This is a genomic window from Rhodoferax fermentans (assembly GCF_002017865.1).
Classification (GTDB): domain Bacteria; phylum Pseudomonadota; class Gammaproteobacteria; order Burkholderiales; family Burkholderiaceae_C; genus Rhodoferax; species Rhodoferax fermentans.
Window position 1 is genome coordinate 3,482,194 of sequence record NZ_MTJN01000002.1, and the last position, 25,017, is coordinate 3,507,210.

General features: G+C 61.8%; 23 protein-coding genes. 3 read left to right on the forward strand and 20 right to left on the reverse strand.

The window, feature by feature from the left end:
• Positions 1 to 59: 59 nt before the first annotated feature.
• From RF819_RS16175 to queG, 18 genes are all read right to left on the reverse strand, one after another.
• Positions 60 to 3,269, reverse strand: a complete 3,210-nt coding sequence (locus RF819_RS16175; RefSeq protein ID WP_078365929.1) for a PAS domain-containing protein — start codon at positions 3,267 to 3,269, stop codon at positions 60 to 62.
• On the reverse strand, positions 3,266 to 4,414 hold the full coding sequence (locus RF819_RS16180) for an FIST signal transduction protein (RefSeq protein WP_078365930.1): 1,149 nt from the start codon (positions 4,412 to 4,414) through the stop codon (positions 3,266 to 3,268). The genes RF819_RS16175 and RF819_RS16180 overlap by 4 nt, the downstream gene beginning before the upstream one ends.
• A gap of 121 nt (positions 4,415 to 4,535) precedes the next feature.
• The gene (locus RF819_RS16185) at positions 4,536 to 5,183 is read right to left on the reverse strand and encodes an AMP-binding protein (protein ID WP_143541737.1); all 648 of its coding nucleotides are present in this window, start codon (positions 5,181 to 5,183) and stop codon (positions 4,536 to 4,538) included.
• 55 nt (positions 5,184 to 5,238) lie between these two features.
• The gene (locus tag RF819_RS16190) at positions 5,239 to 6,057 is read right to left on the reverse strand and encodes an enoyl-CoA hydratase/isomerase family protein (protein WP_078365932.1); all 819 of its coding nucleotides are present in this window, start codon (positions 6,055 to 6,057) and stop codon (positions 5,239 to 5,241) included.
• Positions 6,058 to 6,149: 92 nt separating this feature from the next.
• Positions 6,150 to 6,962: a prolipoprotein diacylglyceryl transferase gene (gene lgt / locus RF819_RS16195; protein ID WP_078365933.1), complete on the reverse strand. Its 813-nt coding sequence runs from the start codon at positions 6,960 to 6,962 to the stop codon at positions 6,150 to 6,152.
• Between the two features lie 21 nt (positions 6,963 to 6,983).
• Positions 6,984 to 8,843 (reverse strand): dihydroxy-acid dehydratase, encoded by a 1,860-nt coding sequence (ilvD, locus tag RF819_RS16200; RefSeq protein WP_078365934.1) that lies wholly within the window; start codon positions 8,841 to 8,843, stop codon positions 6,984 to 6,986.
• A 132-nt stretch (positions 8,844 to 8,975) separates the two neighbouring features.
• Entirely contained in the window at positions 8,976 to 9,221 is a 246-nt protein-coding gene (locus tag RF819_RS16205) for a TIGR04438 family Trp-rich protein (protein WP_078366997.1), read from the reverse strand.
• Between the two features lie 94 nt (positions 9,222 to 9,315).
• Positions 9,316 to 10,446: a sensor histidine kinase gene (locus RF819_RS16210; protein WP_078365935.1), complete on the reverse strand. Its 1,131-nt coding sequence runs from the start codon at positions 10,444 to 10,446 to the stop codon at positions 9,316 to 9,318.
• Positions 10,443 to 10,928: a response regulator gene (locus RF819_RS16215; RefSeq protein ID WP_242472651.1), complete on the reverse strand. Its 486-nt coding sequence runs from the start codon at positions 10,926 to 10,928 to the stop codon at positions 10,443 to 10,445. The genes RF819_RS16210 and RF819_RS16215 overlap by 4 nt, the downstream gene beginning before the upstream one ends.
• A 3-nt stretch (positions 10,929 to 10,931) precedes the next feature.
• Positions 10,932 to 11,561, reverse strand: a complete 630-nt coding sequence (locus tag RF819_RS16220; protein WP_078365936.1) for a response regulator — start codon at positions 11,559 to 11,561, stop codon at positions 10,932 to 10,934.
• A 242-nt stretch (positions 11,562 to 11,803) separates the two neighbouring features.
• The gene (locus RF819_RS16225; protein ID WP_078365937.1) at positions 11,804 to 12,616 is read right to left on the reverse strand and encodes an ABC transporter ATP-binding protein; all 813 of its coding nucleotides are present in this window, start codon (positions 12,614 to 12,616) and stop codon (positions 11,804 to 11,806) included.
• Positions 12,613 to 13,467, reverse strand: a complete 855-nt coding sequence (locus RF819_RS16230; protein ID WP_207160684.1) for an ABC transporter ATP-binding protein — start codon at positions 13,465 to 13,467, stop codon at positions 12,613 to 12,615. The genes RF819_RS16225 and RF819_RS16230 overlap by 4 nt, the downstream gene beginning before the upstream one ends.
• Before the next feature lie 90 nt (positions 13,468 to 13,557).
• Complete coding sequence (gene nikC / locus RF819_RS16235) at positions 13,558 to 14,493, reverse strand: nickel transporter permease (protein WP_242472652.1); 936 nt, start codon at positions 14,491 to 14,493, stop codon at positions 13,558 to 13,560.
• A complete protein-coding gene (locus tag RF819_RS16240) occupies positions 14,490 to 15,506 on the reverse strand; it encodes an ABC transporter permease (protein WP_078365939.1) in 1,017 nt (338 codons plus the stop codon). The genes nikC and RF819_RS16240 overlap by 4 nt, the downstream gene beginning before the upstream one ends.
• 46 nt (positions 15,507 to 15,552) lie before the next feature.
• The gene (locus RF819_RS16245; protein ID WP_078365940.1) at positions 15,553 to 17,169 is read right to left on the reverse strand and encodes an ABC transporter substrate-binding protein; all 1,617 of its coding nucleotides are present in this window, start codon (positions 17,167 to 17,169) and stop codon (positions 15,553 to 15,555) included.
• Positions 17,170 to 17,243: 74 nt separating this feature from the next.
• Complete coding sequence (locus tag RF819_RS16250; RefSeq protein WP_078365941.1) at positions 17,244 to 18,254, reverse strand: M14 family metallopeptidase; 1,011 nt, start codon at positions 18,252 to 18,254, stop codon at positions 17,244 to 17,246.
• Positions 18,247 to 19,353, reverse strand: a complete 1,107-nt coding sequence (locus RF819_RS16255) for a dipeptide epimerase (protein ID WP_078365942.1) — start codon at positions 19,351 to 19,353, stop codon at positions 18,247 to 18,249. Before RF819_RS16255 ends, RF819_RS16250 begins: the two co-directional genes overlap by 8 nt.
• A gap of 88 nt (positions 19,354 to 19,441) precedes the next feature.
• On the reverse strand, positions 19,442 to 20,539 hold the full coding sequence (queG, locus tag RF819_RS16260; RefSeq protein WP_244899926.1) for a tRNA epoxyqueuosine(34) reductase QueG: 1,098 nt from the start codon (positions 20,537 to 20,539) through the stop codon (positions 19,442 to 19,444).
• Between queG and tsaE the strand changes: the two genes are divergently transcribed.
• From tsaE to RF819_RS16275, 3 genes are all read left to right on the forward strand, one after another.
• Positions 20,519 to 21,034 carry a tRNA (adenosine(37)-N6)-threonylcarbamoyltransferase complex ATPase subunit type 1 TsaE gene (gene tsaE, locus RF819_RS16265; protein ID WP_078367000.1) on the forward strand — a complete coding sequence of 172 codons (516 nt, stop codon included), beginning with the start codon at positions 20,519 to 20,521 and terminating at the stop codon, positions 21,032 to 21,034. The two genes, queG and tsaE, sit on opposite strands and share 21 nt — an antisense overlap.
• 62 nt (positions 21,035 to 21,096) lie before the next feature.
• Positions 21,097 to 22,515 carry an N-acetylmuramoyl-L-alanine amidase gene (locus RF819_RS16270; RefSeq protein ID WP_078365943.1) on the forward strand — a complete coding sequence of 473 codons (1,419 nt, stop codon included), beginning with the start codon at positions 21,097 to 21,099 and terminating at the stop codon, positions 22,513 to 22,515.
• Between the two features lie 111 nt (positions 22,516 to 22,626).
• Complete coding sequence (locus tag RF819_RS16275; RefSeq protein ID WP_078365944.1) at positions 22,627 to 23,181, forward strand: hypothetical protein; 555 nt, start codon at positions 22,627 to 22,629, stop codon at positions 23,179 to 23,181.
• A 3-nt stretch (positions 23,182 to 23,184) separates the two neighbouring features.
• On the opposite strand, the gene RF819_RS16280 is transcribed toward RF819_RS16275, so the two are convergent.
• Both RF819_RS16280 and RF819_RS16285 read right to left on the reverse strand, forming a co-directional pair.
• The gene (locus tag RF819_RS16280) at positions 23,185 to 23,832 is read right to left on the reverse strand and encodes a nucleoside/nucleotide kinase family protein (protein ID WP_078365945.1); all 648 of its coding nucleotides are present in this window, start codon (positions 23,830 to 23,832) and stop codon (positions 23,185 to 23,187) included.
• Positions 23,833 to 23,971: 139 nt separating this feature from the next.
• Positions 23,972 to 24,967: a PfkB family carbohydrate kinase gene (locus tag RF819_RS16285; RefSeq protein WP_242472653.1), complete on the reverse strand. Its 996-nt coding sequence runs from the start codon at positions 24,965 to 24,967 to the stop codon at positions 23,972 to 23,974.
• Positions 24,968 to 25,017 lie beyond the last annotated feature (50 nt).

Here is a 25,017-nt window from a genome sequence, read left to right on the forward strand (position 1 = left end):
CTCAGAATCTGGCACCCTTGCGGACAGAGCGCTGACAGGACTTGGAACACAAGCTCGTTTTAATGTACCACCGCACTCTGGCGCCCATGGAGTGCCGCCACCAGATGCTCGATCTGAGCGGCCAGAGCCACCAGGGTGGCATGCACCGCCTGAGCATCACCCTGCAGCCCAGAGCCTGGCATGGCCGAGACGAGTTGCTCCAGCTCACCCACCAGATCTTCGGCCGGACGTGCGCCAAACATGCCCATGACACCTTTGAGCGCATGAGCGCTGTTGAGCAGCTTGGGCCAGTCCAGCAGCGCCAGCGCTTGCTTCATCTGGGCCAGATCACCAGGCCACTGCGCCAGAAAAGCATCCGTGATGATCGCAATCACCTCCTGGTCGGCTTGACGCAAAGCCTGGGCGTAATCAAACCCGGCGTCCGCTGCGACCGCAGGTTTCAGGCGGGCTGGGTGGGACGGTTCAAGCGCTGTGTTTTCAGTAGCAGCAACCCCTTCATCAAAGCGGGCTAGAACACGATAAAGCTCAGAAGTCGAGATCGGCTTGGACAGGTAGTCGTCCATGCCTGCCTGCAGACAACGCTCACGGTCCCCCGGCATCACATTGGCGGTCATCGCCACAATCGGGGTGCGGCGCCCCCGCTCGGTGGCACGAAAACGGCGGGTGGCCTGCAGACCGTCAAACACCGGCATCATCATGTCCATGAGGACCAGGTCAAACCGCCGTAGGGCCAGGATGTCCAGGGCAATCTGGCCGTTGCCCGCCAGCGTGACCCGGTGCCCCTCGCGCCCGAGCAGCACCAGCGCGAGCTTCTGATTGATCTCGTTGTCTTCCACCAGCAAGATGTCCAGCCCCGCCGTTGTTTTGGCGGCGCTGTTGCGCTGCGCTGGGGTGAGATCTGAGGGTGACGCCACGCTTTCTCTCTCTGAGGCGGTCGACACCGCAGCATCCATCAGCACATCAAAATCAAACTGACTGCCCTCCCCCAGCACGCTGCGCACCGACATCTGGCCACCCATCGCGGCCACCAGGCGCGAAGAAATCGACAAACCCAGACCGGTGCCACCAAAACGCCGGGTGATGCTGCTGTCTTCCTGGGAAAAAGCCTCAAAAATGCTGTCGAGCTTGGCTTGGGCAATGCCAATGCCGGTGTCCTTGACCGAGCAGCGCAAGCGCACCCGTGCGCCCGGCGCGGGTTCCGAACGCACAGACAGCGCCACCTCACCATGATCGGTGAACTTGATGGCATTGCCCATCAGGTTCATCAGGATCTGCTGCAACCGGCCCGGATCACCCACCAGCGCCTGGGGCACACGCGGGTCCAGATCACACACCAGCGCCAGGCCCTTGGCTTGGGCGGGCACGGCCAGTTGTTTGAGTGTTTCATGGAGCATTTGTGGCAACTGGAACGGGATCGCCTCGATCTGCACTTTGCCGGCTTCGATCTTGGAGAAATCCAGAATGTCGTTGATGACCCGCAGCAAGGTGTCCGAGGACAGCTTGACGATCTCCAGGTACTCACGCTGCTCGGTGCTCAACTCGGTGTCGAGCACCAGTTCGGTCATGCCAATCACGCCGTTCATCGGGGTTCGGATCTCATGGCTCATGTTGGCCAGAAAATCCGACTTGGCCCGGCTCGCCACCTCGGCAGCCTCTTTGGCGCGCTGCAGATCCTCGGAGGCCTGTTTGGCCTGGGAAATATCGGCCAGGTAACCGTTCCACAACACCCCGCCGTCGGCGGCGGCCTTGGGCATGGACTCGCCATGCACCCAGATCAGCGCACCAGTTTGCGGGTGGCGTAACCTGAAGTCGAGGGAAATCCGAGCGCCAAAACGTGCCGAATTCTTGAATGCCTGCACAAAGGCCGGCTGGTCGTCAGCGTAAATCAGCGCAAAGAAGCTGCTGGCGTCGTTCATGATGGTCTGGTGCGACACCCCGCAAATCTGCTCCATCACCGAGCTGCAGAACGGGAAGCTCTGGTGACCATCGGCCCACAGCCGGTACTGGAACACCACCACCGGGATGTTTTCGGTGACTTCACGCAGCTGGTCACTGGCTTCGCGGATGACCGTCACATCCTGCCAAATCCCGGTGAACACCGTGGCCCCATCGGCAGCGGGCAGCGGCTCGGGCCGCACCTCAGCGCGAATCCAGCGTTTGCGTTTGTCAGGCAATAACACCTGGTATTCAGCGCTCCAGGCCTCGCGCCGCTCGGCCGCCGCCGTTACCTCAGCCAGACAGCGGCTGCGGTCAGGCTCCAGAATCTGATCAAAACTGATGAGGCCATTGCGCATCAGCGCATCGCGGTCCAAGCCACGAATTTCCTTCAGTCGTTCACTCAGGAAGGTGTAGCGGATGCCAGCGGCCCCCACCTCACACTGAAACACCACACCAGGCACCGCGTTGGTGATGCGGCGCAAGCGCTCTTCGGCCTGGGCCATCGCCGCCTGCATGGCTTTGCGTGCGGTGATGTCGGTGCGGATCGCAATAAACTGGCGCGGCGCACCGTCGTCCATCAAGGGAACAATGGTGGCCTGCACCCAGTAAATGCTGCCGTCCTTGGCCTGGTTGCAGATCTCACCATGCCAGACCTCGCCTTTGAGGATGGTCTGCCACAGGTGCTTGAAGAAACTGGTGTGTTGTCTGCCGGAGTTGATCATGCGGTGGTTGCGCCCGAGCAACTCCTCACGCGTGTAACCACTGATCTGGCAGAACTTGTCATTGGCATAGGTGATGTCGCCTGCCAAGTCGGTGATGCTGACAATCGCATGCTGGTCCAGCGCAAACTTCTGGTTGGCCAAGTCGGCCAGAGCGGCCTGCAGCTCACGCTGGCTGGCTTCGCGCTGGGCCACCAGGTCCGACATCAGCTTGGACAGCGACTCCAGACTGTCATCCTTGAGCACCGGTGAGTACGGCCCCATCTGCCGCATCAGGCCGTTGGCGGTCTCGCGCAGGGACTCCATCGCGCGGGTGCGGCTGTCCAACTCGTGGCGCAAACGGTCATTGGCATGTGACAGCTCCACGGAACTGAGCTGCAGGCTGCGGGTTTTTAACTCCAGATCCCGGTCATTCTGTTCATAGGTGTCCAGCACCCGCGCCAAAAATCCCTCCATGCCTGCCAGCAAACGGGCGGCAGGTTCGGACACGCCCGAGCTGCGCGAGAGCTGCACCAGTTCGGCCAACACGGACGGCACCTGTTCGTCGTCCACCCCCAGCAAACGCCTGATCTGGCGGCTGAGAAGCCGGTGCATGGCATGGGGGTTGCTCACGATGCCACCGGTGTTTCTGTCAGGTAGGTGATGGTCATGGTCTGATTGTGCAGCTTGCAATCCAGCGCACCGGACATCGGACAAATCTCGCCATACGAATAAAACCCCGCGAGTGTGGCTTTCTGACGAAAGACATCGGCCACCGCTTCCACCTCCTCGTCCACGCGGTCGCCCATGACCAGTTTGCGCCCGACACAGCTCACCAGCAGGGCCAGCCCTTCTGCGCTGGACGAGGCACACGCGCTGGCCAAACGTGCGGCGGTCTCGGCGCCATCCACCAGCGCGTCGGTGCTGGCGTGCATCAGCCGCAGATAACCCTGCGGGTCAATGTCACCCGCCAGAATGAGGCTGCCCTGGGCTTCGTCGACACCCAAAATGGTCCGGATCAGCCCCACGTCACTCTGGTCCTGCCCCAGCATCGCCATCGGAAACAACAAACCCGAAATGAGCAGGTTGCGGGCATGGTCACCCAGGTAGCGCTTGTAAATCTCCAACGCCGGTTCACCATCGAGTTCAAACAACACATTGTCTTGGCAACGTGTCACCTTGCGCGCCGGGCCAAACTGCTCCCAGCCGCCAAAGGAGCCATGCGCCACCTGCAGCTGCTCACCGTACAGACCCACACAGCTCACCCGATCGGGGTGCACACCGCTGTTGTCGAGCACAAAACTGGTCTTGAACGCCGCCCCGTCACCGGCCAGGCCACCGGTGATCAGCACCTGATCACCCAGCACATCCACCAGACCGGCAATCAGGGCACTGCCATTGATGTGAATGCCCTGCCCCAGCACCCAGACCAGGCGCAGACCAGCTTTCGGCAGCTGCTGCCCCAGGCGCTGACCGGCGACAAACGACTCACTCATCTGCGCCAGACAGGCGCTGGCCGCCAACACCCGGACCGACTCAAAACGGATGCCGGTGACCACACAGCTGTTATCGGTGACCCCCTGGTTGGAGATTTCACCCGCCGAGGTACAGCCCAGGCGTGGGACATGCGCCAGTTGGCTGGACAACTGCGTATCCAAAGCCTTTAACCAGTGGACCGGCCCAAAGGCCAACATCAGCTGGGGCTTGACATCACCCCAGGCGACCAGCATCTCGGCCAGATCGCTGGCTTGCCGCAGGACGGTTTGGATAACACGCATGGCTTGTCCCTTTGTCTTGTGTCGATGATGCTAACGACTCTGTGTGCTGCGACATGGCGCCCACCGCAGATTTTGGCACTTTGTCCCTGGCCCGGCGAGGCCATTTGAGCCACAGCGTGGGCTACTGGGTCCTGGCCAGCTCAGCTTGGAGGCGGCTCAGAACCTGTTGAGCGGCCAAGCTCAGACCTGGCAGCGGCAACCCCTCCCGGCCGAGTTGGTCGGCGTGGGTGTGCAGCAGCTTATGGGCGCGGCCAGTGGTGTTGCGGGTATAGGTGATCACCGCCAGGTCATCGGCCAAACTGGCTACCGAGCTATGCTGGTCTGAGGCCTGGGCCGCGCGCTCCAGCAGGCTGCCGCTGCGGTCGTTGTTGAGGGTAAAGACCCAGGCGGTGCCAGCCTGGAAGGCCAGTTTGCTGAGCCAGCCAAAGTGGGATGCGTTGCAGACCACCACGGCGGGTTGGGCGTCGTCGATGACAGACGCTACCTCAGCACCCAGGCAGGCCATGTCAAGCGGCACAAACACCAGCCCGGTCCGCAGGCTGGCCAGGTACAACATCAGCGCCTCGACCGATGGGTCAACCTGCACCAGCACCCGTGCACCCGGTGGCACATCCAGCGACTGCAGGAAGTTGGCCAGTTTGGCGCTGCCACGCTCCAGATCAGACCAAGTGTAGACCAGGCCGTTGTCAGTCTCAAGCACGGTACCGTCCAGGTCTGCCGGAAACACGGAGCGCAGGGCCTGGTAGAGGTTGAACGAGGCAGGGCTCATGCGTGGTATCTCATTTTTTCCAAGGAACAAGCAGCCAGCATCTTCGGGCACCTGCTCAAAACACCGGTGGACGTTTTGCCAGAAACGCGGTGATGCCTTCGAGCTGCTCTGCACTGTCGGCATAGGCATAAGCGCTGGCCAACAGTGGTTGCAGCGGGTCGCCGGATGCTGTGGTATTTGTAGCAATCCGCCCTTGATCCAAAAGGGCTGGAAGCGGATTTAAAGCACGAAGTGTCCGTTTATTGAGGCGCGCGGCCTGCGGCGCCAAACGGATGATGCGCTGCACCGTGGCCTGGGCCTTTGCTGCCAAGTCATCATCCGCGACCACCTGGCTCAAAAAGCCACGCTGCAACATCTCGGGTGCGCCCAACACCGCCGCCTCCAGCAGCATCTGGCGCGCCGTCACCAGGCCCACTTCACGGCCCACCAGCGCGGCCTCGCGCGGCGCCATCGGAAAACCCAGGCGGGCAATCGGCGCGCCAAACTGGGCTGACTGCGCTGCCAGGCGGATGTCGCAGCAGCTGGCGATCTCGACCCCGGCACCCATGCAGTTGCCTGCAATCTGCGCCACGATGGGCACGTCGCAGGCCAGCAAAGCGCTCAGAGCGCCCCACACCTCTTGCTCATGAAAGTGACGCAGACTGGCCTCTTCAAAACGGAAGGAGGTGTACTCGGAGATGTCGCCACCAGCGCAAAAGTGGGCACCTTCGCCAGAGAGCAGCACACAGCGCACGGTGTCGTGGCGCTGGATGGCCTGTGCCACCGTGCGCAGCTCAGCCCACATGGCGCGCGACATCGTGTTAAAACGTTCGGGGTAGACCAGCGTGACAGACGCCACCAGCGGGTCTTGTTGGTAACGGATATGGCCTGGCATGAGATCAAGCTTGAACGGATGAAGACGCCGAGTTAACTATGCAAAGTGTAGCTGCCAGCCCTTTTTACATAAGGGCTAGAGCATGATTTTCCTTAAACCTTGGGTGAGTTGGCACGGGCCCACAACCACAAACCAATACCGCCGAAGATCATCGGCAGACACAACCACTGGCCCATGCTCAAACCCAGTCCCAGCAGCCCCAGGAAGGCATCGGGCTCGCGGAAATACTCGGCGATGAAACGAAACACGCCATACCCAAACAAGAAAGCCGCCGCCACCTGCCCGCGCTGGCGCGGTTTGCGGGCGTACAGCCACAGCAGCACAAACAGCAGCAGACCTTCGAGCAAAAACTGGTAAATCTGCGAAGGGTGGCGCGGCGCGTCTCCCGCACCGCGAAACACCATGCCCCAGGGCAGGTCCGGACTGGCCAGCCGCCCCCACAACTCACCGTTGATGAAGTTGCCCATGCGCCCTGCCGCCAGACCGGTCGGCACACAGGGCGCCACAAAATCCGCCACCTGCAACCAAGGCCGTTTTCGGCTGTGGGCAAACCAGAGCATCGAGGCAATCACCCCGAGCAAACCACCATGGAAACTCATGCCGCCCTGCCACACCGCAAACACCTCCAGCGGGTTGGCGGCGTAATAGTCGGGCTTGTAAAACAGGCAGTAACCGATGCGCCCACCCAGCACCACACCCATCACACCGAGGAACAGGATGTCTTCCACATCACGCTTGCTCCAGGCCTGTGCGCCAGTGAGCGAGGCAAACGGCTCATGGCGCAGACGCAAATTGCCCAGCCACATGAACAGCCCAAAGGCCGCCAGATAAGTCAGGCCGTACCAGTGCACAGCAATTGGCCCCAACTGCAGGGCCACCGGGTTGATCTCAGGATGAATCAGCATGGGTCAGGGCAGCCAGGCTGATCAATCGTCAAGCAAAGACAGGTCGCGCACCGCGCCCTTGTCTGCTGACATCACCAGCTTGGCATACGCCCTGAGCGCCGCCGACACCTTGCGCGGCCGCGGCAAAACGGGTTTCCAACCCTTGGCATCCTGCTCCACCCGGCGTTTGGCGAGTTCCTCGTCAGACACCAGCACGTTGATACTGCGGTTCGGGATGTCGATGCGGATGCGGTCGCCATTGCGCACCAAACCAATCGCACCACCCGCCGCCGCCTCAGGGGAAGCGTGGCCGATGGACAGGCCCGAGGTGCCGCCCGAAAAACGCCCGTCGGTCAGCAGCGCGCAGGCTTTTCCCAGGCCTTTGGATTTGATGTAGCTGGTGGGGTAGAGCATTTCCTGCATGCCGGGGCCACCTTTGGGACCTTCGTAACGCACGATCACCACGTTCCCTGCCTTCACTTGATCAGCCAGGATGTGGGCCACAGCTTCGTCTTGTGACTCGACCACATGGGCCGGGCCTTCAAACACCAGCAAGGCATCGTCCACACCAGCGGTTTTGACCACACAGCCATTCAAAGCGATGTTGCCAACCAGCACCGCCAGACCACCTTCTTGCGAGAACGCGTGTTGGCCCGAACGAATACAGCCTTGGGCACGGTCCAGATCCAGACTGGGCCAACGGCTGGCCTGGCTGAACGCCACCTGGCTGGGCACGCCACCCGGTCCGGCCTGGTAGAAGGTTTTGACCGCATCGGACGGGTTGCGGGCAATGTCCCATTGGTCCAGCGCCTCTTTCATGGTTTTGGCGTGTACCGTGGGCACGTCGGTGTGCAATTTACCAGCGCGGTCAAGTTCACCCAGGATGGCCATGATGCCGCCAGCGCGGTGCACGTCTTCGATGTGGTACTTGTTGGTGTTGGGTGCCACTTTGCACAGCTGCGGCACGACACGCGACAGGCGGTCGATGTCGGCCATGGTGAAGTCGATCTCGGCCTCTTGCGCAATCGCCAGGATGTGCAGGATGGTGTTGGTCGAGCCGCCCATGGCGATATCCAGGGTGATGGCGTTCTCAAAGGCCTTGAAGCCCACCGAGCGTGGCAGCACAGACACATCATCTTGCTCGTAATAACGTTGGCACAGTTCCACAATCAGGTGGCCAGCGCGTTTGAAGAGTTGCTCGCGGTCGGCATGGGTGGCCACCACCGTGCCATTGCCCGGCAAGGACAGGCCCAGCGCCTCGGTCAGGCAGTTCATCGAGTTGGCGGTGAACATGCCTGAGCAGGAACCACAGGTCGGGCAGGCCGAGCGCTCGATTTCGGCCACATCCGCGTCCGACACCTTGTCGTCGGCCGCCATCACCATGGCATCGATCAGGTCGAGTTTCTTGAGTTCGATGGTCTGGGTGGCCGGGTTCAGCAGTCGGGTTTTGCCCGCTTCCATCGGACCGCCTGAGACAAACACCACCGGGATGTTCAGGCGCATCGCCGCCATCAACATGCCGGGTGTGATCTTGTCGCAGTTGGAGATACACACCATGGCATCCGCGCAATGGGCATTGACCATGTACTCGACCGAGTCGGCAATGATGTCGCGGCTCGGCAGCGAGTACAACATGCCGTCATGGCCCATGGCAATGCCGTCATCCACCGCAATGGTGTTGAATTCTTTGGCGACACCACCGGCGGTTTCAATCTCGCGCGCCACCAGTTGGCCCAGGTCTTTCAAATGCACATGGCCGGGCACAAACTGGGTGAACGAGTTGACCACGGCGACGATGGGTTTGCTGAAGTCGCCATCCTTCATGCCGGTGGCGCGCCAGAGGGAGCGTGCACCAGCCATGTTGCGACCAGCGGTGGAGGTTTTGGAACGGTAAACAGGCATGGTGATGGATCGCCAAAAAAGGCTTCAAAACGTTGGAAAAACAAGTGGGGGATTATGTCGCACAGGGCATGGACGCCAGGCGCCAAGGCCATCCGACCAGAGGGGTCAGCGCCCTGCCCCGTGGTCTAAGCGTCAACGCCGGCGCTTCTGGTAAGTGGCGTCAAGTGCCTCTTTGGTGCGGGCACGGCGTTCGTCACGGCGTTTGTCGTCGCGCTCCATGGCTTTTTTCTTGGTGTAGCCCGAGGCATCTGCCCAAGCCCACCAGATCACCGCCAGCGCAAACGGCGCCAGCACCAGCCACCAGGACCACAGCGCCACCGGACCCCACTCGATGTATTTCAACACCAGCAAGATCAAGCCCAAACCCAACAGATACATGGCCAACACTCCTGTCAACAACAACACGCTCACCCCCTGAGCGTACCCGCAAAAGTGATCCGTCCGCAGAGAGCACGGTACTGGGTCAAACGCGCTAGGTCGATCTGTCCTGAGCGGCTGGCCAATACAGGCTCACGCGGGTGCCCTGGCCGGGGGTGCTTTGAACCTCCAGGCGGCCATCAAGCAGCCGCAAAATTTCCTGGACGATGCAGAAACCCAAACCACTGCCAGGCAGCTTGGACGCGCTTGGCGCCCGGTAAAAACGCTGGCCCAGTTGCGCCATCTGCTCTGCACTCATGCCCACACCATGATCACGGATGTGGACGGCCACTTCAGAATGCGCCGAAGCGGCTCTCACCTGCTCCAGATGAACCGTCACCGCGCTACCTGCGGCAGAAAACTTGTAGGCGTTGGAGAGCACCTGCAAAATCGCCTGGCTGGCTCTTTTGGCGTCCACCCAAACACACAGATCCGCATCGGTCTGGGTCAGGCTGGCTTTCTCGCGCCCCTCGGGTAACACCAAACCATCCAGCACCGACTGCACCAAAGAAGGCAACGCAATGGCCGACAGCTGCAGGCGGGTGTAGCCGTGCACCTCGATGTGCGCCAGGGTGAACACTTCGTTGAGCAGTTCGGTCAACTGCTGCGACTGCTGGTGGATGATGCCCACAAACTCGCGGCGGCTGGCCTCGTCGTTGTCGGTGTGGAGCAATACCTCAGCAAAACCCTGGATATTGGCCAGCGGGTTGCGCAACTCATGGGCGGCCTTGGCCAAAAAAGCCGTTAAGCGCCGCTCGCGCGCCACCACTTGTGACACATCCCGAAAACACAGCAGCTTGGCCACCGTGCTGTTATCACTGCCGGTCTGCGTGACCTGCAATACCGCGCCCGGCGGTTGGACGAAGTCCAGCACCAGGGGCACATGTGAATCGGGCTCAGCCAGGCGCCGCTGCAGCTGCGCCTGGTCCAGGGCTGAGGCACACCGGCTGGACAGCAGCTGCCAAAACTGCACTTCATCCAGGCCTTGTATCTGTTCGGCCGGGAGCTGGGTCAAAGACACCCACTTGGGGCTGACGTGGTTCACACAACCCAGCCGGTCAAAAGCCACCCAAGCCTCAGGCGCCAAGGCCAACACATCGGCCAACACCTGCGCCGTGGCTACAGCACCGGGTGGCGTCACGCTTGGCTTGTTCTCACGCCGGCTGCGCGGCTGATGTGTGCTCATGGTGTCTCCTTCAAACCAAGTCGTGTCTCAGACTGCTTGAGTTTGTCCTTGACCCAGCACACCACCTGCAAGGGACTGAAGGGTTTGACAAAGTAGGCGTCTGCGCCGCGGCAACGTGCGCTGTCATTGTCCTGCGCCTGCCCTCGCGCTGACAGCATGGCCACCACCGTGTCACGGTGGCTAGGGTCGGCCCGGATGGCATCGAGCACCTGCAAGCCATCCAGCTCACCGGGCATCATCACATCCAGCAGGACCAGCCTGGGGTGCTCGCGCTGTATCGCTGCCAGTGCGTCCACACCACTCTCAGCCTCGATGATGCGAAAGGTGTTGCCTAGCGCCACCCTCAGCAAGCGCCGAATGGCCGGGTGATCATCCACCATCAGAATGGTGGGAACGGATGCAACGCTTGGCCCGTCAGGCCCTGTGGCCAAGGGGCTGTCCGCAGGATGGAGCATGGCCAGCTGCTCAATCTTGCGGCCCATGGCTCAAGCGACCTGACCCGGACTCAGACGTTGTTTGCTGACGGCGGTGGCAATCGCCAGCAGCCGATCAAAGGGAACCGGTTTGGGCAAGACCTCGACACCGGGAGGCACACCACCACGCCGTTCCACCTCGGCCGGATCCAGGCCGGTGACCACCACGATGGTGGCGTGGCGCATCTCCGGGGTCTGGTGCAAGACCCGCAGCATGTTGAACCCATCCAGCCCCGGCATGTCCAGATCGGTGATGAGCAAATCCGGGTTGCTGCGCCCCATCATGAGCAAACCGGTCACACCGTTGTCGGCCAGACTGACCACCGGTTTGATCGGCCAGAGACTCAAACGCGCCTTGTACAGACGCAGCAGGTTGTCGTCATCTTCGACCACCAGCACATTGAGCGGGCGGCTTGTCGCAGCAGGCGCCGGGTCGATGCTGACGGGGGATAACACATCCACCCCTTTGTGCAGCAAACCGTCAATCGAATCACGCAGCACCCGACGGTGACCGCCCGAGGTTTTCCAGGCCTGCAACAGACCACTTTCCACCCACAGCTGCACCGTGCCGACCGACACGCCGAGCAAAACCGCAGCCTCGCGGGTTGTGCAAAACGACTTTTTGACTGTGCCCTCTGTCATGCTGATTCCTGTTGAAATTATTGTCAAATAATATCATATTTTTGTATATTCCGTTAGATGGCAATTGACAAAATCAACATTTTCCAGCTATTCAGCCGTGGATACCCAAGAGCAGGCCAGCCATCCACACTTTGTTGATCTACAACACAAGCGCCTACGATAACGCAACTTGTATAGCAACCAGCCCTTATCGGATAAGGGCTAAAAGGTCATTTCATGCTCAAAACACGGCAGCAACTGCCTCAGCCCACAGCGCTGCGCCTGAAGCCGCCCGAGGCCAGCATCAGGTTTTGGGTGTAGGGGTCTGTGACGCGATGCGCCGCCAAATCGCCCGAGCTGAGCAGCTCCACGGTCTGGCCACGCTGCATCACCATCAGGCGGTCACACAAATGGGTTACCACCGCCAAGTCGTGGCTGACCATGATGAAACTCAAACCGCGGCGCTGACGCAGGTCTTCCAGCAGGTTCAGCACCTCGGCCTGCACCGAGGCGTCGAGCGCCGAGGTCGGTTCGTCCAGCAGCAGAATTTGCGGCTCCAGAATCAGCGCACGCGCCACTGCAATACGCTGACGCTGCCCGCCCGAGAGCTGGTGCGGGTACCGAAAGCGAAAACCCCGGCCCAGGCCCACCTCGTCCAAGGCCCGCTCAATACGGGCTTGTTCATCATCGAGCCCATGAATGACCAGCGGCTCGGCCAGAATCCGGTCCACCGTGTGGCGCGGGTGCAGGGAACCATAAGGGTCCTGAAACACCATCTGCACCAGCCGTCTGAATGGCTTGCTACCCGGTGCGGGCAAACTTTGCCCGGCCTGGCCCAGCAGCTGGACCGTGCCGGTTTTGGGCGCCAAGCCACAGATCGCGCGCAACACCGTGGACTTGCCCGAGCCGGACTCACCCACAATGCCAAAACTTTCACCGGGCAAGACCTGGAAGCTGGTGTCGGCCACCGCCACAAAGTCGCCGTACTGGACGTGTAAATGCTGCACTTCCAAACCGACCGACTGACCAGGACTTGTCAAGCTAGGCACCACCTGCTCCTCAAAGGTCACACTCATAAGGCCCACTCCGGTTGGCGATCCAGCGTTGGCAAGGGATGCCGGTCGTCGCCGAGTTTGGGCAGGCAGTTGAGCAAACCTTGTGTGTAGGGGTGTTTGGCGTTCGCCAGGCCACCAGCCTGCAGCTCTTCGACCACCTTGCCCGCGTACATCACCAGAATGCGGTCACAAAAGCTGGAGACCAGCCGCAGATCGTGCGAGACAAACACCAGCCCCATGCCACGCTCCACCACCAACTTGTCCAGGATGGAGAGCACCTGCAGCTGCACCGTCACATCCAGCGCAGAGGTGGGCTCATCCGCGATCAGCAGATCAGGCTTGGCAATCAACATCATGGCGATCATGGCCCGCTGGCCCATGCCGCCGGACACCTCGTGCGGGTAGAGCTTAAAAACCCGTTCAGGATCGTCAATCTGCACCGATTGGAGCGCCGCGAGCGCCTGTACCCGTGCCTCTGCCGCCGAGACGCGGGTGTGCGCGAGCAGGGTCTCCATGATCTGTTTGCCAATCGTCATCACCGGATTCAGCGAAAACTTGGGGTCCTGTAACACCATGGCAATACGGCCACCACGCAGTTCGCGCCGCTGCTTGGGTGAGCAGTTCAGCAAATCCACACCATTAAAAGCCAGGCGTTTGGCGCTGACCCGGCCCTCGGGTGCGGTCAGCCCCAGGATGGCGCGCCCGGTCTGAGACTTGCCGGAGCCGGACTCGCCCACAATGCCGAGGCGCTCGCGCCCGAGTGTGAACGAAACACCGCGCACGGCTTCAACCCAGCCGCCGTCGCGGTTCGGGAAGGACACGCGCAGGTCGTCCACCTGAAGCAAGGCATCACTCACGTTGCCCCCTTTCAGGGACACCGTGGAACCGGCTTTGCCGGGTCACTGGTGTCGCCCCCTGCAAGGGGGTAGGCGCTACACGAAGTGAGCAACATGGGGGTGAGTTCATATACCGCCTTTCGGGTCGAGCGCATCACGCAGGCCATCACCCAACAAATTGAACGCCAGGCTGATCAGGAAGATGGCCGCGCCAGGGGCGGCTGCCACCCACCATTGGTCAAGCACATACTGGCGGCCATTGGCAATCATCGCGCCCCATTCAGGACTGGGGGGTTGCGCGCCAAGGCCCAGAAAGCCCAGGCCTGCTGCGGTGAGGATGATGCCCGCCATGTCCAGCGTCACCCGCACAATCACCGAGGACACACACAGCGGCATGATGTGCCGAAACACGATGCGCCAGGGTGAGGCGCCAATCAGCTGCACTGCAGCAATAAAGTCAGTCTGGCGGATGGTCAGGGTCTCGGCCCGCGCCAGGCGCGCGTAGGCGGGCCAGGATGTGATGGCAATCGCAATCACCGCGTTCTCGATCCCCGGCCCGAGTGCCGCCACAAACGCCAGCGCCAGGATCAGCCGCGGAAACGCCAGGAAAATGTCGGTGATGCGCATCAGCATGGCATCCACCCAGCCACCGGCATAACCAGCCACGGTGCCGACCAAGAGGCCAATCGGCGCGGCCAGCACCGCCACCAGAAACACCACAAACAGCGTGATGCGCGAGCCAAAAATCAGTCGAGAGAGGATGTCGCGCCCCTGGTCGTCGGTACCGAGCCAGTTCACGAACGACGGAGGCAACAAGCGTGTGCTGCGCAAATCACCCTCAAACGGGGAAAACGGTGCCAGCTGGTTGGCAAAAATCGCCACACCCACCAGCGCCAGCACAATCAGCAGCCCCAGCAAAGCCAGCCGGTTGCGTGCAAAGCTGCGCCAGCCACTGTAGGCCCGGCCCAATGCCGCCTGTCGGCGCGAGCTTGGGTGTTCCGACATCAGCCAGGCATGCAAGCCACCGGCTTGCGCAATCGTCATCTCGGGTTGGCTGCTCATCGTTGACGGGTCCTCGGGTCCAGCGTGCGGTACAGCAGGTCGGACAACAAATTCAGACCAATAAACACCGAGCCCACCACCAGGGTGCCACCCAGCACCGCGTTCATGTCGGCGTTTTGGAGTGAATTGGTGATGTACAGGCCCAGGCCCGGCCAGGCGAACACCGTCTCGGTCAAGACCGAGCCCTCCAGCAGCCCGGCATACGACAGGGTGATCACGGTGACCAGCGGCACCATCGCGTTGCGCAGCGCATGGCGCCAGATGATGCGTGCCTCGGACAGGCCCTTGGCGCGTGCTGCCACCACATACTCTTGGCTCAGTTCATTGAGCATGAAGGAGCGTGTCATGCGGCTGATGTAGGCCAGCGAAAAATAGCCCAGCAGACTGGCGGGCAGGATCAGGTGCGAGAACACATTGCGAAACGCCTCCCACTGGCCCTGCATCGCGGTGTCAAGCAGCAAGATGCCGGTGCTGGGTGTGAACATGTACTCATAGGTCACATCCACCCGCCCCGGCCCGGCCACCCAATCGAGCTTGGCGTAAAACAGCACCAGCGCCATCAGGCCCAGCCAGAAAATCGGCACCGAGTACCCAATCAGGCCCATCACCCGCACCAGCTGGTCGGCCAGCCCGCCCCGGCGCACCGCCGCCCACACACCCAGCGGCACACCGAATCCCGCACCAATCAAAATGCCCAAGGTGGCCAGCTCAAAGGTGGCGGGAAAGGTGCGTTGGATGTCGTCAAGCACCGGGTTCGAGGTCAGCACCGAGGTGCCAAAATCGCCGCGCAGCACCTTGGCCACGTAAATGCCAAACTGCTCCAGCACCGGCTTGTTCAGGCCCATCTCCTCACGCACCCGCGCCATCACTGCCTCGGGCGCATGGTCACCCACCACCGCCAGCACCGGGTCCACCGGAATCACACGGCCAATAAAAAAAGTCACCGCCAGCAGACCCAGGTAGGTCAGCACGATGGCCAGGGCAAACCGCCCCAGGGCTCGGGAAAATTTCATGGCATCAATTGGCGCCGCCGCAGGGTGACGCCACTCAGGTCAGACATCAGCGCTTGGCAGCGCGGTAGACGTAGTTGGTGTCCGAGGTGGAACCGATACGAAAGCCGCTCACATTGCTGCGGTATGCCGCCACTTCGGTCATCTGGTAGATCATGATGAAGGGGCTGGTGGCACGGAACTCGGCCTGCATTTTTTCGTACATCGCCTTGCGCCGGGCCGGATCACGCTCCAGCACCGCTGCATCGGCCTGCATGTACAGGGCTGGCGCATCCCAGGCGTTGCGCCAGGCCAGTGACTTGACCTTGGCGTTGTCCGAGTTGTCGGCGTTGCGCACAAAGTCGGTATTGGAGTTGGGGTCCCAGTAGTCGGTGCCCCACTGGCCAATGTACATGTCATGGGTGCGGGCACGGTACTTGGTCAGCACCTGCTTGCCATCTCCGGGAATGATCTCGATGTCGATGCCCGCACGTTTGGCCGTCTGCTGGAAAGCCTCGGTGATGCCTTGCACCGGCTGCACCGTGCGCATGTCGATGGTGATCTTGAAACCATTGGGGTAACCGGCCTTTTTGAGCAAGGCCTTGGCCTTCTCCACATCGAGCTTGTACGGATTCACCGTGCTGGCACCAAGCATCCCCACCGGCAGGAAGTTCTGGTGGATCACACCAATGCCCTTGAGGATGGTGTCACCAATGGCCGAATAGTCCATCAACCACTTGAGCGCTTCGCGCACCTCGGGCTTGGCCAGGATCGGGTTTTTCTGGTTCAGGCTGATGTAATACACCGTGCCCTTGGGGCTGGCGGTGGTCAAGATGCCCTTGTTGGCAGTGACCGCTGCCAGATCTTGCGGCGTGAGGTTGCGGGCAATGTCCACATCACCTTTCTCCAGCATCAGGCGCTGGGTGGCGGACTCCTTGATGTGGCGGTAGATCACACGCGCCGGTTTGGCCTTGTCGGCATAGTAGAAGTCATTGCGCTCGAGCACCAGCACTTCGTTGGGGCGCCATTCACGCACCTTCATCGGGCCGGAGCCAGCGTAGTTGGTCTTCATCCAGGCGGCACCCAGGTCGCCATTGACCTCTTTGGACAAGACCAGCTTTTTGTCCAGAATCGAGCCCACGGTAGCCGTCAGGCAGTTAAGCACAAAGGTCGGTGCGTAGGCTTTGTCGGTGTCGATGGTCAGGCTCAAAGGGCCGGTCTGTTTGATCTTGTCCTTGACATTGTCCTTGGTAAAGCCAAATTGCCCCAGGATAAAAGCCGGGCTTTTGTCCATGATCACCGCGCGTTGCAGGGACCACACCACGTCTTCGGCGCTCAGCGGGTTGCCCGAGGCAAACTTGAGGCCGGGCTTGAGCTCAAAACTGTAGGTCCTGCCATCGTCCGAGACCTTCCAGCTTTTGGCCAGATCACCGTACAGCTTGGTCGGGTCAGTCACCTCATAACGCACCAACTGGCTGTAGGTGTTGCCAATCATCTCGGAGGTGGACAACTCAAAGGTTTCACCGGGGTCCAGGGTGATCATGTCGTCAAAAGCAAACGCCACTACCAGGGTGTCGACCGGCGTGGCGGCCAGTGCAGAGACCGAACCCAGGCTCAAGGCCAGTGCCGAAGCACCCGCCACCGAACCAAGCTGCCGACGGGTCAGGACAGGAAAAGAACTGTTCATGGATCAGACTTTCAAGTTAAAGGTGGACAAATCAAGCAACAAACGGACCAACCAACCCGGTGCCGGGCACAGGCTCAGACCGCAGTCAGGTCACGCACACTGGCTTGCGCCAGGTAAAACCACTCGTTGCCAGGGGTGGCTTTGGCATTGGGGAAAACGATGTAACCGTCGGTGGCTGCCAATACCGGTGTGCCGTCGTGGCGGGTCGCGACCAGATCGCCAGAGCGCAACGGATCAAAACTGGACCAGGCGCGCACAAAGCTGTCGTCCACATGGTGGCGGTCCACCACCTGGGTCAGCCGCAAGAACTCCAGGTTCGGGCACGGCGGTGGCGCGGGTTCGTCGACCAGCCCCAGGTGCGCCAGCGTGTTGCGGATGGCACGGTAGGCCACGCCGGGTGCGGCGGGGTCCTCGTGCTGTCCACATTCGAGGGTGATCGCGTAGCCCCCCTGGCTGCGCATGTATTCGGTGGTGCCAACACCGTAACTCGGGTCGGTGCTGAGCAACCCAGCCCGGTCCTGCACCGGTGTGCGCGCCAGGCGCTGCTGCACACCCACCGCGTAGGTCGAGAGCCACCCCTCCACCACCCGGTTGACACCCAGGCGCACCGCCAGCGCCTGCTCCTGGGCAGCGTGGGCAAAGGGTTCCAGATCACCGTTGTTGTCTTGTGGACCGAGCATCGCAAACGCTTGTGACGGCGCCTGGAAAGAATGCAAATCTAATAGCACCTCATGCCCGGCCAGAAAGGGGCAGAGCACATTGGCTAGCCTGTCCTCGTAGTCTTGCGGGCTATCGGTGGGACGCAGATTGCGGTTCAGGTTGCGGTCGCCATTGCGCTGCACCTTTTGGTAGGCCAACGGGTTGGAGACCGGCACAAACGTGACCGAGCCACGGGCCAGCTGCAGGGCACCGCTGTCAAGTTCAGCCACCACCCGCTCGATACCCCGGCTGCCAGCCACCTCGTTGCCGTGCACCGCGCCCAACACGATCAGGCGCGGGCCGGGTGCCAAAGCGGCAAATTGGTGGATGCGCAACTGGCTGGTGGGATACACCTGCGCAACAGGCTGCTTCAGAAAATCAGACATCAAAAACCTTTATGTGTGTCAAACCATGCACCGCCGTGATGCCCAGTCCTGGTGCATCCGGCAACGTGATCCAGGGGCCATTCATGCGCATGCCACCGTCCACCGCGCTGCTGGCACAGAGCTGTGGGCCATCCAGGTCGATGTAGGACACCACATCTTCAAACGCCACCGCAAAGTGCGCGGCAGCGGTGACACTGATGGCGCTCTCCAGCATACAACCGACCATGCAGGTGCGCTGGTGCAGGCGCGCCAGGCTGGCCACCTCGATGGCCTGGCTGATGCCACCGGTTTTCATGAGTTTGATGTTGACGATATCGGCGCTACCGGTGGCCAGAATATGCAGCGCATCACGCGTGGAAAACACCGCCTCGTCGGCCAGAACGGGGGTCAGCGTGTGCTCGGTCACAAACTTGAGGCCCGCCACATCGTCGGCCTTGACCGGCTGCTCGACCAGCTCCAAAGCCACCCCGGCTTTTTCAATGGCCTGGATCACCAGCACCGCGTGTTTGGCAGTCCAGCCCTGGTTGGCATCGAGCCGAAGCGCCACATGCGGGCCAACCGCGCGCTCGATCGCCAGCACACTGTCCACATCGTCCTGCCAGGTGTGGCCACCGACCTTGATCTTGAGGCAGTCAAAGCCCTCAGCCACCGCCCGCAGGGCGTCCTTGACCATCACATCCAGGTCATTGACGCTGATCGTGATGTCGGTCTTGAGCTGCGGGTCACCACCACCGAGCAACTGGTAGAGCGGCACCCCAAAAGCGCGGGCGCGCAGGTCATACAGCGCAATTTCGAGCGCGGCCTTGAGGCTGCTGTGGTGAATCACACTGCGCTGGATCAACAACAACAAGGCATTGAAGTCCATCAACTTGCGCCCCAGCAGGCGTGGCGCCAGCAGGTCCAACGCGGCACGCATCGAGCCCAGCAGATCACCGGTGATGACAGCGGTGGCAGGCGCCTCGCCATAACCGGCCAGGCCGGTGTCGGTCTCGATGCAAATCACCAGGTCGTGGACCTCGGTGACCGTGCGCACAGCGGTTTTGAACGGGACTTTGAGCGGAACTTTGATCTCACCAACCGTGATGCGCTTGATCAACATGGGCTTTCCTGGGCTGAGCTGTCTTGGACGGGTCAAGTCTTGGGTACAAGACATGTGTCAGCAAATTGTAGTGAGCCTGTCACAAGCTTCAGGCCTGCGCCAGCGCCCAGACCACGTGTTCACGCACCAGTTCACTGGGATGCGCCCGTCGGCTGTGCAATGCCGCCATCAACACCTGCCGCTGGTCGTCGGACGAGGCCACCCGCAAGGCGTTGCCCAGGGCCACCGCCAGATTGCGCAGCCAGCGTTCATGGCCAATGCGCCGGATCGGGCTGCCTTCGGTGTGGCGCAAAAACGCGTCTTCAGTCCAGGCAAACAGCGCTACCAGCGGCTGCTCCACCAGCTGTTGCCGAGCGTCAAAGTCAGGTAGCTTGCTGGTCTGGGCGAACTTGTTCCAGGGGCAGACCAGTTGGCAGTCGTCACAGCCGTAAATGCGGTTACCCATTGGCACACGCAGTGCCTCAGGGATCGGCCCGGCGTGTTCGATGCTCAGGTAGGACAGGCAACGGCGCGCATCGAGCCGGTACGGCGCCACAATGGCTTGGGTCGGACACACGTCCAGGCACGCGCTGCAGCTGCCGCAGTGGCTGCGGACCGGCTCAGTTGGCGGCAAGGCCATGTCGACAAAAATCTCACCCAGAAACGCCATTGACCCGGCCTCGCGGTTGAGCGCAAGCGTGTGTTTGCCACGCCAGCCCAGGCCGCTGCGGCTGGCCAGTTCCACCTCGAGCACCGGCGCCGAGTCGGTGAAAACGCGGTAACCCAGTGGACCCAACTCCATCACCATCTGCTCACACAAGGTTTGCAGGCGCTGGCGCATCACCTTGTGGTAGTCCCGGCCTCGGGCGTAGAGCGACACAATGCCTTGTGTTGGCTCATTCGAGCGGTCCAACTCCACCCTCTGCCAGCCTACGGGTGTGTTGCTGGGCAAGTAGTCCATGCGTGCAGTGATCACACTCAGGGTGCCTGGCACCAGTTCGGCCGGTCGCGCGCGCTTGAGGCCGTGTGCCGCCATGTAGGCCATTTGGCCATGCCAGCCCGCCTCCAGCCAGGCCGATAATCCGGGTTCTGCCGAGGACAAATCGACCCCGGTCACGCCAATTTGGGAAAATCCCAGCTCACGTGCCCAGCCCCGGATCCTGGAGACCCAGTCATCACCCTTGTTATGTGTTCTGAAACTGTTCACCTGCCGATTGTAAAAACCCTGGTCTGGCCGGATGAAGCCGCCACACAAGACTTTGCGCAGGCGCTGGTCAAGCAGCCCGCGCTGCGCCAGGCTTTTATCGAGTTGCGCGGTGACCTGGGCGCGGGCAAAACCACGCTGGTGCGGCACCTGCTGCGTGCGCTGGGCGTGTCAGGCCGCATCAAAAGCCCGACCTATGCGGTGGTGGAGACTTATGAACTACCCGACTTGGCCGTGTGGCACTTTGACTTTTACCGCTTTACCAACCCGCAGGAATGGGAAGACGCCGGTTTTCGCGACATTTTTGCCAGCCCGGGCCTGAAGCTGGCCGAGTGGCCGGACAAGGTGGCAGGCCAGCTGCCACAGGCCGATCTGGTGCTGCAGCTGGTAACGGAGGAAGACAGCGCGCGCCAGGTCACAGCCACCGCACACAGCGCCATCGGACGGGCCCTGTTATCTACTTTTAATAGCAATACACCCAATCAGGACAGGGGCTAGATGGCTATTTTTCTTAGAACCGTGGTGAAGCCGGGTAGATCTACCCGCCATGAGGACGATCTGTGAAACGCCGTGACTTTGTCCAAAGTGGCGCGCTGGTGTTGCTGCTGGGTGCGCAGCAGCTGGCGCGTGGCGCCACCATCCTGGCGGTGCGGGTGTGGCCGGCGCCAGACTACTCACGTGTCACCATCGAGTCCGACGCGTTGCTGACGTTCACCCAGAACTTCATCCCCAACCCGCCGCGTCTGGCGGTGGATGTGCGTGGCATTGACCTGAACCCGGCACTCAAAGAACTGGTGGCCAAGGTGGGCCCAACCGATCCGACCATCAACGGCATCCGTGTTGGCCAGTTTGGCCCGGGTGTGGTGCGGCTGGTGGTGGACCTGAAACAGCCGGTGGCGCCCCAGGTGTTCAACCTGCCACCGGTGGCCGCCTACCGGCACCGACTGGTGTTTGACCTCTACCCCACGGTGCTGCCCGACCCGCTGGAGGCCTTGATTGCCGAGCGTTTGAAAGACGCCACCAGCGCGTCACCTCAAACACCCCAAAGCAACTCAGCCGCTGACCCGCTGGGTGAGCTGATGGCCCAAAAATCCAAACCCAGCGCCTCCACCCAAGCGCCCAAACCCGGCAGCAGCCAGGCGCAAGGTGCTAGCACAAGCGTAGCTGGTAACCCTTTACTCACGGGGTCTGGCGGCCAAAAAGGATTATCAAATCAGGAAGGCCCTTTTATGTCGGTACCGCGCCCGCAGGCGACCGACCGGCTGATCATCATTGCGCTCGACCCCGGCCACGGCGGCGAAGACCCGGGCGCCATCGGCCCCGGCGGCACGCGTGAAAAAGACGTGGTGCTGCGCCTGGCGCACCGGCTGCGTGAACGCATCAACAACAGCACCGTCAACGGCAACGCGATGCGCGCCTTCATGACGCGTGACTCCGACTTCTTTGTACCGCTGGGTGTGCGGGTGGACAAGGCCCGCCGGGTCAAGGCCGACCTGTTCATCAGCTTACACGCCGACGCGTTTTTCACGCCCAACCCGCAGGGCGCCAGCGTGTTTGCGCTGAGCCAGGGTGGCGCCTCCAGCTCGGCGGCACGCTGGATGGCCGACAAGGAAAACAAGGCCGACTTGATTGGTGGCCTCAACGTCAAGGCCAAAGATGTCCAGGTGCGCCGTGCGCTGCTGGACATGAGCACCACCGCCCAGATCAAGGACAGCCTGCAGCTCGGCGGCGCCATGCTCGGGGAGATCAAACGTGTGGGCAAGTTACACAAACCCAAGGTGGAACAGGCGTCGTTTGCGGTGCTCAAGGCGCCCGACATCCCGAGTGTGTTGGTCGAGGCGGCCTTCATCAGCAACCCGGTCGAAGAAGCCAAACTCAACAGCGATGCCTACCAGGAGCAGCTGGCCGATGCGCTGATGAAAGGCATCGAGGCTTATTTCGCCAGAAACCCACCGCTGGCGCGCAACCGCAGCTTGTGAGCTTCAACCCGGGCTGAGCCGGAGCGTTGTGTTCAGGGTTAACCCCGAATTTGGGAAACAGCCACACAATGTGGGTGATCTTTCATGTTCTTGAGAGCGCCTGCACTGTTTATGCCCAACACCCAGCCTCCTGCCAACATCGATCTCCTCACCGCCGTCCTGGCCAAAACCGCGCTGGGGCAACACGAGGTGGCCACCCGCACAATAGGTCTGCCACCCCTGACGCGGCGCCTGCTGATCCTGGTGGACGGCAAACGCAGCGGTCAGGAGCTGGCGATGTTTGTGGCGGGTCACCCGGTGGCTGAACTGCTCGGCGATTTGCTGCAGCGGCAATGTATCGAGGTGGTCGGCTCGTTGACGGCACCACCCGCTGCCAGGTCTGGCACGCTGCAAGCAGCCACAACGCCGACAGGTGCCCAGGCCGATCTCGCGACCTTGCCACCACCAGAGAAGCGCAGCGCCCTGGAGCTGACGATGGCACGCAACTTCATGATCAACACCGTCAACATGGAATTTGGCCAGCACATGCGCATGTCGCTCGTCAAAGCGGTCGGCGAGAGCAGCACTGCGGCAGAGCTGCGCCAGGTCTACCCCCTGTGGCTGAGCACCATGGCCGCAGCCAAGGATCTGCCAACCCTCAAGGACAAGCTGTTTCGGGTGCTGTAAGACTCACAACCAGGGCACACACACATCCGCTCGCGCCCGGCCTTGGGCGATGCGCAGCGCATTGGGCGCGTCGGTGCTGGCGATCCAGTCGCGCGCCTGCTGCTCGGTGCGGCCAAACCGCATGTGGCGCGCCAGCAGGCGGCTCTCGCGCAGGTCGTCGGGCACGTCCAGATACCAGGTCTCGTCCAGCACCTCGGGAAGCTGGCACCATGGGTCATCGTCGAGCAACAGGTAGTTGCCTTCGGTGACGATCAGCTGGGTCTGCGGCAGCACCGCAATGGCACCGGCAATGGCCTTCTCGACCTCGCGCCGGTACTCGGGGGCGTACACCAGCTCGCCCGGGCCTTGGCCATGGATGCGGCGTATCAGGTTGACATAACCCGCTGCGTCAAAGGTGTCGGGCGCGCCTTTGCGGCTGCGGCGCCCCAGGCGATGCAACTCGCTGTTGGCCAGGTGAAAGCCGTCCATCGGCACCACCTGCACGGCCTCCCCAAACTGGGTCTGGATGGCCTGGGCCAGGGTCGATTTGCCCGCCCCTGGGGCGGCAGCAATGCCCAGGATCTTGCGGCTACCACTGGCCAGCAGGTGGCGGATGCGTTGCTGGACAAGATCGGGCAAGGCCATGGAAAACATGGGGGGATTGGCAAGCATGGCTATTTCTCAAAATTCATAGCTGGATGCCCTTGATGTATAAGGGCTAGAGGCAATTTTTATCTATTTCTGTCAGGGTTTCGGGGTCAGTTTAGAGCCCCGCCGCCCGGTCATGAGCAGGGATTCAACCAAGCACACCTCAGCCTGCAAAATCCAGCGCCACCGTCTCCAGCCGGTCCAGCACCTCGGAGCGTGTGGGTGGCACACAGCCGCGCTGCATCACACACAGGCTGGCGCTGGCGATGGCACTGCACAACAGGTCCCGGGCCACCTCGGGCGAGACGGCGCCAGAGCCCCAGTCGGTTGGCAGGTGGTGCTGCAACAGGGTCACCACCCAACCCGCCAGAAAACAGTCCCCAGCCCCCACGGTGTCGACCACGCTGATGGGCTCTGACTCCCGGGCGGTGAACAGCTGGCCATGGCGGGTCAACAAGGCCGCGCCTTGGCTACCCAGCGTCAGGGCGATGACACTGGCACGGCAGGCCTGCAGCAGGTGGCGCGCCTGTGCCAAGGGGTTGTCGCCGGGCAGGGCCAGGCAGTTCAGGTCTTCATCGCTGGCCTTGATCACATCGGCAAACTGCAGGGCAGCCAGCACATGGCGGCGGTACAGCTCCAGGTTGGGCATGACCGAGGGGCGCAGGTTGGCGTCAATCACCACGGTGCGCCCGGCCTGGCGCTGGGCGGCCAGCCAGGGCAGGTAGGTCTCGGCATCGTCCGGTGACAGCGCCAGTGCACCGGTGCACACCAGCGCCAGGCTCTCGGCCTGGCTGCAGGCCTGGGTCAGGGTCACCGCGTTGGTGGCGCGGTCCGCCACCCCCTCACGGTAAAACGCGTAGCTGGGGTGCCCGCTGGCATCGAGATTCACCACCGCCAACGAGGTGACCTCCTGCACCGGTTTGGGCTGTGCCAGAACCACCCCGTCCTGGACCAGCGCGGCAGCCAGCTGGCGACCCAAGCGGTCTTTGGAGAGCGGGTTGAGGTACATCGTCGCCACACCCTGGCGCGCCAGCGCCCGCGACAGGTTGTACACCGCGCCCCCCAGACAGGGCTCAAAACGGCCGTCTTCCGCCGCAATCAGGTCGATCAACGCCTCCCCGGCCGTGGCGACCTGGATCTGTGTATGAATTTGCTGCATGTTAGGGTTTTCCATAACTAAAACAACTTGATTTAATAACTTTAACAGAA